The 7,610-nt window shown below is 68.1% G+C and carries 6 protein-coding genes; all 6 read right to left on the bottom strand.

Annotated features, from left to right (window positions below):
* Positions 1-71: 71 nt before the first annotated feature.
* Genes HF854_RS06460 through HF854_RS06435 form a run of 6 tightly spaced genes read right to left on the bottom strand, consistent with a single transcriptional unit; the run spans position 72 to position 7,560 of the window.
* Positions 72-869: an NADH-quinone oxidoreductase subunit B family protein gene (locus HF854_RS06460; protein WP_168935552.1), complete on the bottom strand. Its 798-nt coding sequence runs from the start codon at positions 867-869 to the stop codon at positions 72-74.
* A 14-nt stretch (positions 870-883) separates the two neighbouring features.
* On the bottom strand, positions 884-2,446 hold the full coding sequence (locus tag HF854_RS06455; RefSeq protein WP_168935551.1) for a hydrogenase large subunit: 1,563 nt from the start codon (positions 2,444-2,446) through the stop codon (positions 884-886).
* Positions 2,447-2,449: 3 nt separating this feature from the next.
* On the bottom strand, positions 2,450-3,985 hold the full coding sequence (locus tag HF854_RS06450) for a proton-conducting transporter transmembrane domain-containing protein (protein ID WP_168935550.1): 1,536 nt from the start codon (positions 3,983-3,985) through the stop codon (positions 2,450-2,452).
* Positions 3,986-3,994: 9 nt separating this feature from the next.
* Positions 3,995-4,615 carry a hydrogenase-4 component E gene (locus HF854_RS06445; RefSeq protein ID WP_168935549.1) on the bottom strand — a complete coding sequence of 207 codons (621 nt, stop codon included), beginning with the start codon at positions 4,613-4,615 and terminating at the stop codon, positions 3,995-3,997.
* A gap of 3 nt (positions 4,616-4,618) precedes the next feature.
* Positions 4,619-5,551, bottom strand: coding sequence for a respiratory chain complex I subunit 1 family protein (locus tag HF854_RS06440; RefSeq protein WP_006008038.1), 933 nt, complete (start codon positions 5,549-5,551; stop codon positions 4,619-4,621).
* Positions 5,548-7,560, bottom strand: a complete 2,013-nt coding sequence (locus tag HF854_RS06435) for a proton-conducting transporter transmembrane domain-containing protein (RefSeq protein ID WP_168935548.1) — start codon at positions 7,558-7,560, stop codon at positions 5,548-5,550. The genes HF854_RS06440 and HF854_RS06435 overlap by 4 nt, the downstream gene beginning before the upstream one ends.
* Between the last annotated feature and the right edge of the window lie 50 nt (positions 7,561-7,610).

Raw genomic sequence — 7,610 nt, 5'->3', positions numbered from 1 at the left:
AGGGGAGTTTGAGGGGAGGGGGAAGCCCCTCTCGCGTCGGCAGAGGGGGTCCCCCTCCCCTCACCTATCTTTTATAGCACGTCTTTTTCCGACTTGAGGCGCAGCAGGCCGTCGAGGATGCTCCAGGGGCTGGGCGGGCAGCCGGGCACGAAGAGCTGCACGTCGCACAGGGGCGGCAGACCGCCGCAGCATTCGTCGCTGTCGGCGAAGAGGCCGCCGGAGATGGCGCAGGAGCCCACGGCGATGGCGATGCGCGGCTCGGGCACGGCGGCCCAAGTGGCCAGCACGGCTTCGCGCATGTTGCGGCTCACGGGGCCGGTGACCAGGATGCCGTCGGCATGACGGGGCGAGGCCACGAAGTTGATGCCGAACTTGCCCAGGTCGTAGACCAGGGTGCCCAGCACGTTGGTGTCGGCTTCACAGGCGTTGCAGCCAGCGGCGCTGATCTCGCGCAGCTTGAGCGAGCGGGAGAACAGGCCGTTGCAGGCCTTGGGCTTGTGCAGGGGCCGGGGCTGGGCCGTGACGATGAGGTCTTCACGGGCAAAGGCGGCTACGCGATAGTCCTTGGTGAAGCGGATCAGGCCATCGCCGCGTGCCGCGGTACAGGCACGGGCACAGGCACCGCAGAACAGGCAGCGCCCCATATCCAGGGCGATGCCGTCGGTCTCTCCGGCGGGGCCGGGTTCGGCGGGCGAGAGCTTGCGCAGGGCCCCGGTGGGGCAGACGTCGAGGCAGGCGCGGCAGGAGCCGCAGTCCCCGGCCGCGATCTCGGGGCGTCCCATGTAGCGGGGCGAAAGGCCCGGCGCCTTGCGGGGGAAATCCAGCGTCCTGTATTTCTGGTGCAGGCGTTCCTTGAAGATGTCCAGCATGTCAGTCCTCCTGCCTACAGGTCGTGGCCGCAATAGGAAAGGTTGAAGCTCTTGTTGCAGAGCGGGAAGTCGGAGATCTGTTCGCCGCGCAGGGCCATCTCCAGACCGCTCCAGTTGTGCCACGAAGGATCATAGATCTTGTAGACGCCGAAGCGGCCTTCCGCATCCGTGACGGCCACATGGCACAGCTCGCCGCGCCAGCCTTCCACCTGGGCCACGGCCAGCATGCCGCCGGGCAGGGTATCGGGCATGGGCGCACGCCAGAGGGCGGTATCGCTTTCGCCCTCGCGGAGCTTCTCCTCCTCGCCCAGACGGGCCAGATGCTGGAGGTCGGCTTCCACCAGACGCACGGAATCGGCCACTTCCAGACGGCGCACCGTGGCGCGGCCCAGCACGTCGCCGCCCTGGGCGATGCGGATGTCGGTATCTTCCAGCGGCAGGCGGGAAAGGGGCGCATGGCGCCGGGCATCGCGCGGCAGGCCGCAGGCACGCGCGGCCACGCCCACCATGCCGAAGTCCTCGGCGGTGCGCAGGCTGACACAGCCCGTGCCGGTCAGACGGTCCAGCACGCTGGGCGAGGCGAACATCACGTCCACGGCGCCCTTGACGTCACGCCAGCCCGCACGCAGGCGATCCAGCAGGCCGCGGCAGGCAGCGGGGTCCAGATCCCAGTTGACGCCGCCGGGGCAGACCAGGACGCGCCCGAAGCGGTTGCCGCAGATCTCGGCGGTCATGTTGAGGAAGTCGCCGCGGATGCGGCCGTTCCAGGACGAGGTGGGCAAAAAGCCCGTATCGCCCGCGATGGCGCCCAGGTCGCCGGTGTGGTTGGCCAGGCGTTCGAACTCCAGGCCCATGCGCCGCAGCAGCTGGGCGCGCAGCGGTACGCTGACGCCCGCCAGACGCTCCAGCACCACGCTGTAGGCCGTGCAGTGGCCCACGCTGGTGTCCCCGGCCACGCATTCCATGAGCGCGGCATCACGCAGGTGCGGGCCGCCGGCCAGCATCTTTTCCACGCCGCGGTGCTGGAAGCCCAGGCTGATCTCCAGATTGAGCACGTTCTCGCCGTAGCACTGGAAGCGGAAGTGACCGGGTTCGATGATGCCCGCATGCACGGGGCCCACGGCCACTTCGTGGACCTGGCCGCCTTCCACGCGGTAGTGGTCGCACTGGGCCGGGCCGGGACGTTCCGCGCCCGAGGCGGGCGTGGTGTAGCGCACGGGCTTGAGCCAGGGGTGGCCCTCGGGCACGATGCCCCAGGCCTCGCAGACTTCACGCTCGAAGCGCTGGAGCTGCGGGCATTCCTGGCTCATGGACGCATAGCGTTCCAGCGGCAGGCAGCGGGAGGCCCACAGTTCCTGCCGCTGGTCATGGGCCATGACGCAGCATAGGCCGGCGGCGGCCGTATTGCCCGCCACCAGCGCCAGTTCGCCCTGGGCGTACAGGGCCCGGGGCAGGCCAAAGAAGGCCAGCACGCGCCAGCCGTGCGCCACCTGCGTCAGGATGGCGGCCCGCAGGGAGGCCGCGTCAAGACAGGGGATGTCGGCCAGTCTGGCCGGGGAAGCATAGGAAAAACGCATGGTCTAGCCTCCAATGAGGGCCGCGCTGGCGCGCAGCAGCTTTTCGACGCCGTCGGGCATCCAGAAACCCAGCAGCAGCACGCACAGGCCCAGGGCCATGGGCGGCAGCACGCTCAGGGCGGACTCACGCGGGCACTCGGGCATGTCGGTGGGGCGGGTGCCCTGGAACATGCGCAGCACGGCCACGGACATGCCCACGAAGATGATGGCCAGGGCCAGCATGTACAGGGCGGCCACCAGCCACTGGCCCTGCTGCAGGATGCCCTTGAGGATCAGGAACTCGCTGACGAACAGGCCGAACGGCGGCGAGCCCACGATGGCCAGGAAGCCGCCCATCCACAGGGCGCCGGTGACGGGCATGGTCCAGCGCAGGCCGTGCACGTCGTAGCTGGAATAGGTGTGGTAGCGGGCCAGGATGTTGCCGGCCAGCAGGAAGAGCATGCACTTGGTCAGCGAATGGCACATGGCGTGCAGCATGCCGCCGAAGGCCGCGGCGCCGCCCAGGCCCACGGCCAGGGCCAGGATGCCCATGTGCTCCACGCTGGAGTAGGCCAGCATGCGCTTGTAGTGGCCCTGTCCCACGATGAAGATGGCGGCCACGAACATGGAGACCAGGCCGAAGAAGACCAGCAGCGTGCCGCTGAACCCGCCCAGGCCCGCGCCCAGCATGATCTGATGTCCGCGGAGGATGCCCAGGAAGGCACAGTTGAGCAGGGCGCCGGACAGCAGGGCCGAGACCAGCGAGGGGGCCTGGCTGTGGGCGTCGGGCAGCCAGTTGTGCAGGGGCGCCAGGCCCATTTTGGTGCCGTAGCCCACCAGCAGGAAGATGAAGGCCGCCTTGAGCCAGGGCAGATAGGTCGCCGCGCTCTGGGGCGCATCCAGCACGGCCAGGGCTTCGGCGCGCTGCCGGGCCAGATGGCGGAAGGCCTCCACCTGATCCATGCTCTCCACCGGCGGCACGCCGGGCTCGTAGAAGGCCACGGAAAGCAGGATGTTGCCCAGCAGGGCCAGGGCGATGCCCACGGAACAGATGATGAGGTATTTCCAGGTGGCTTCCAGCGACTGCTTGTGGCGGTGGAAGTAGATCAGGGGCGCGCTGGACAGGGTGGTGATCTCGATGCCCACCCACAGGGCGCCCAGATGGCGCGTGGTGGTGACCAGCGTCATGGCCGAGAGGAAGAAGCACAGGCAGGCCGTGAAGCGGCGTTCCGGAGCATTGGTGAAGGCCCGGCCGTCCAGGATGCTGGTGCGTTCGGTGATCAGGGCCTCGTCGCGCAGATAGCCCACGCCGTAGACCGAGGCCACCAGGAAGAGCACGCTGGCCAGCACGAGGAAGAGCGTGCCCAGCGCGTCAGGCGCCAGCAGACCGGCCAGGGCCTGCGGATGCAGGCCGCCGCTCACGTCGGCAGCCAGTTTGACGGAAAGGGCCGTGTGCAGCACGGCCGTGAGCAAGAGCAGGCCGCGGCAGACGGTGGTATTGCCCAGCAGCAGCATGAGCAGTCCGGCGCACAGGGGCGCAAACAGCAGACATTCCAGCATGGTCGCCCCCTAGTCGCGCAGGTCGTGGAAGCCCACGTCGATGGATTCGAACGTGTGGCTGATGTGGTTGATGGCGATGCCCATGACGAAGACCGCCACGAAGATATCCAGCAGCAGGGTCAGCTCGAACCAGACGGCACCGGCCGTCATGAGCGGGATGCCCAGCAGGAAGATGCCGTTTTCGGCCACCAGATAGCCCATGACCTGCGAGAGCGCCGTGGCACGGCCCACCACCAGCAGAAGGCCGCAGAACAGCGTGGTCAGGCCGGCGGGCAGGAGCAGGGGCGGGAAAAGGCCGGGCGTCATGGGCAGGCGGCCTTCCAGCCAGAGCGAGAAGACCAGGCAGGCCAGACCGGTGAGCACGGCCAGGCCAAAGCCCAGACGGGGCTTGATGTGCGGATTGGCACCGATCTGGCGCCGGGTGCGGTGCAGCAGCCAGGGCAGCAGGCCGCCCTTGATGAGCAGCACGGCCACGGCCAGCAGGGCATGGTCATGGATGAGCAGCAGGCCGCCCAGCAGGATGCCCTGCGCGGTCACCAGATTGATGAGCGTGCGCAGGCGGCCCATGCCCAGCAGGGCCAGGTTGTTGAGCGTCAGCAGGAAGAGGAAGAACTGGAAAAGAGCGCTCATGATTTACCTCACCTGGGTCAGGATCAGGGCCAGGGCCGAAAGCACGGCCGCGCCGCCCAGCAGCACGGGCACCTTCTGCATGCGCAGACGGGCCATGACGGATTCCACGATGCCCACCAGCACGGCCACGGCAAAGATGCAGGCCAGCCAGCACAGGCTCTGCTGCCACAGGGGCAGGTCGGGCACCAGGATGCCCGCGGGCAGGGCCGCGAAGAACCACAGCTTGAGGGCCGCGCCGTACTCGATGAAGGAGAGGCTGGGGCCGGAGTGGTCCAGGATCATGACCTCGTGGATCATGGTCAGTTCCAGATGGGTGGTGGGGTCATCCACGGGGATGCGGCTGTTCTCCACCAGCAGCAGCACGAAGAAGACCACCGGCACCAGCAGCAGCTCGGCACGTCCCAGCAGCCATTCGTGGGCCGGACGGCCGCCCAGCATGCCGGACAGGGAAAGCGCATCGTGCATGCCCAGGGTGGAACCCACGCCCACCAGGGTCAGCAGGCAGAGGAAGAGCACCGGCTCGGACAGGGCCGAGAAGGCGGCCTCGCGGCTGGCGCCCATGCCTTCAAAGGACGAACCGGTATCCAGGGCGGCCAGCATGGTCAAAAAGCGGCCCAGGCCCAGCAGGTAGGCGGCCAGCAAAAAGTCGCCGGAAAAACGCAGCGGCGAGGCCATGCCGCCCAGGGGCAGCAGGGCAAGGGCGCAGAGCACCGTGGCCAGGCCCACCACCGGACCCAGGGTGAAGACAGGCGTGGTCACCTGGCTGATGACCTCGCCCTTGCGCAGGCCCTTGAAGATGTCAAAGTACAATTGCAGCACAGGCTTGCCGTGCCTGCCTGCCACCTTGGCCTTGATACGGGCTATGATGCCCGGCAGCAGCGGCGCCAGCAGCAGGGCCAGCGCATACTGGAAACAGTAGAAGGCGAGATCGCTCATGCGTGCAGCCCCCAGGCCAGCAACGCCACCAGCGTGGCGAGGATGTAAAGTATATAGAGATGGATCTTGCCGTGTTGCAGGATCTTGCACATGTTGCAGAGCTTTTCCACGCCTTCGAACAGCGGCGTGAACAGGCCCGTACGCAGACGGTCAGGGGCGGAGATGGCCACGGACGCCTTGCCGGGGAAGTAATGGGCATCCAGCTCCTGATGCACCTTCAGGCCCATGGCGCCGCCGAAGATGCGGCCCAGCGGCTCGGAGAAGGAAGCGTCCGTGTACTGCACGCGCGGGGTCCCGTACTGGTAGCCGCAGCCCCAGGTCTCCTCACGGCGCAGGCGGCCGGCGATGCAGACCTTGCGCAGCAGCCACAGGGCGGCCACCAAGGCCAGCAGCACCATGCCCACCAGCGAGACCGTGCCCAGCATGTCGGCCACACGCAGCATGACCTGCTGCCCGGCTACCGGATCGGGCAGGGGCGCGTTGACCGTGCTGATGAGCCAGCGGAAGCAGTGGCCGGAAGCCAGGCCGCCGGCCACGCAGAGGAAGGCCGGGATGGCCAGGGGCCAGAGATCGCGGGGACGGGGGCGGTGGGCCTCTTCCACACAGCGGCTGCGCGGCGCGCCCAGGAAGGTGATGCCGTAGGCCTTGGCATAGGTGGCGGCGGCCAGCCCGGAGACCAGGCCCAGCACCACCAGCGCCATGAGCAGACCCAGCTGCTGTTCCACGCCGGGCAGGCTGGAGCCGTCCAGCAGGGAAAGGGCCAGTACGAACTCACCGGCAAAGCCGTTGAAGGGCGGGAAGCAGGCGATGGAGACCGCGCCGATGCCGAAGGCCGCGCCCACCATGGGCATGCGCTGCTGCAGGCCGCCCAGCAGTTCCATGCGCACGGTGCCGGTGGCGTGCAGCACTTCACCGGCGGTGAGGAAGAGCAGGCCCTTGAAAGCCGAGTGGTTGAGCATGTGGAACATGGCACCGGCCAGACCCAGGGTCCCGATCCAGCTGTTGCCGCTGTGGCTGCCGATGAGCCAGGCGCCCACGCCCATGAGCATGAGGCCCATGTTCTCCACGCTGGAGTAGGCCAGCAGGCGCTTGAGGTTGCTCTGGGCCAGAGCCTTGAGGATGCCCATCAGCGCCGTGCCCAGCCCCAGGAACAGGGTCAGCCAGCCCCACCAGGCCGGGGCGGCGCTCAGGGGGGCCACGAATTCGCAGCTGCGGATGATGCCGTACAGACCGGCGTTGATCATGGCGCCGGAGAGCAGGGCCGAGATGTGGCTGGGCGCGGCCGGGTGGGCCTCGGGCAGCCAGACGTGCATGGGCGCGATGCCGGCCTTGGCGCCGAAGCCCAGCAGGGACAGCACGAACAGGACCGAGGCCAGCGGCACCACGGGGCCTTCCTTGAGGGCCAGGGTCGCAAAGGCCGTATCGCCCGAGTTCTGCCAGAGCAGGCCGAAGAAGGCCAGCAGCAGCACGGCACCCAGGTGGGCGGCCACCAGATAGACCCACGAAGCGTCGCGTACGTTGCGGTCGCTGTCGTTGAAGTCGATGAGGAAGAAGGGCGACAGGGACATGACTTCCCAGGCCAGCAGGAAGAGCACGGCGTCACGGGCCATCATGACCACGGCCATGCCCAGCACCAGCAGCAGATAGAAGAGCCAGTGGGCGGCCAGGTTATGTTCGCTGGCGCGGGTATGGCGCAGCGAGATGCCCCCGGCACAGGCACAGACGAAGCCCAGGCCGAAGACCGGCAGCAGGAAGACGCGGGAAAGGGCGTCCAGCCCCAGACTCAGACCGCCCACAGGCAGGCCCCAGGCCTGGGTCCACAGCAGGCTGCCTGTCCAGCTGTCCGTGAACAGGCCCGCCATGCCCAGGGCACAGCCGCAGGCGGCCCCCAGAGGGCCGAACAGATCGGCCAGCCGGGTCGTGGCGGGCGTGGGGCGGGCAAAGGCCAGCAGCCCCAGACCGGCGGCGCTGACCGCCAGTACACACAGAGCCAGTAAAATCAGAAACATGAGCACACTCCGACATTCAGACCGTCAAAGTACACGATGCGGCCCTGCCG

It is taken from the genome of Desulfovibrio piger (genome assembly GCF_012843875.1).
In the GTDB taxonomy this organism is placed as follows: domain Bacteria; phylum Desulfobacterota; class Desulfovibrionia; order Desulfovibrionales; family Desulfovibrionaceae; genus Desulfovibrio.
The sequence above is the reverse complement of the archived record's forward strand: the minus strand, read 5'-3'. Positions and strand labels throughout refer to the sequence as shown.

Excerpts from the sequence above, each read along its gene's own strand:
- HF854_RS06455 (WP_168935551.1), bottom strand. The coding sequence starts at position 2,446 with ATGCGTTTTTCCTATGCTTCCCCGGCCAGACTGGCCGACATCCCCTGT.
- HF854_RS06435 (WP_168935548.1), bottom strand. The coding sequence starts at position 7,560 with ATGTTTCTGATTTTACTGGCTCTGTGTGTACTGGCGGTCAGCGCCGCC.
- HF854_RS06460 (WP_168935552.1), bottom strand. The coding sequence starts at position 869 with ATGCTGGACATCTTCAAGGAACGCCTGCACCAGAAATACAGGACGCTG.
- HF854_RS06450 (WP_168935550.1), bottom strand. The coding sequence starts at position 3,985 with ATGCTGGAATGTCTGCTGTTTGCGCCCCTGTGCGCCGGACTGCTCATG.
- HF854_RS06440 (WP_006008038.1), bottom strand. The coding sequence starts at position 5,551 with ATGAGCGATCTCGCCTTCTACTGTTTCCAGTATGCGCTGGCCCTGCTG.
- HF854_RS06445 (WP_168935549.1), bottom strand. The coding sequence starts at position 4,615 with ATGAGCGCTCTTTTCCAGTTCTTCCTCTTCCTGCTGACGCTCAACAAC.